Origin of the sequence: Leyella stercorea, from assembly GCF_021531355.1 — a bacterium.
Classification (GTDB): Bacteria; Bacteroidota; Bacteroidia; order Bacteroidales; family Bacteroidaceae; genus Prevotella.
The window spans coordinates 1-378 of the sequence record NZ_JADYTS010000215.1; the positions used below are offsets into that span (position 1 = coordinate 1).

General features: G+C 49.5%; 1 pseudogene. It reads right to left on the reverse strand.

Annotation, left to right across the window (positions count from 1 at the left end):
- Window positions 1-378: pseudogene (locus I6E38_RS15130) on the reverse strand (TonB-dependent receptor); the annotation flags it as partial.

The following is a 378-nucleotide window of genomic DNA, read 5'->3' on the forward strand; positions in this document are numbered from 1 at the left end:
AATCATCACCATAACCCAAACCTATGTCAGCCGCTCCCGTCCATACGGCTTTGGCATCATCCTTCAACACAAGGTTGAGAGCAGCCTGTTCGCTGAACGACACGCCACGCAACGACTTCACCGACTGATGATTCTCCAACACCTGCACACTCTTTATCTTATCGGCTGAGATGTTTTGGTTGGCTACACCATATTGCGCCCCCATTAAGTCAAGTCCCTCGATATAGAACTTGTTGATAGGTTTTCCTTGGTATTCCACCTTGCCATCCGCTTTCACCTCAAGTCCAGGCATCTTGGCTATTACATCGGCAATGCTTCGGTCTTGCCCCTGGCGGAAACCAGCAACCGAATATGTGAGCGTGTCTCCTGTGCTTTTTA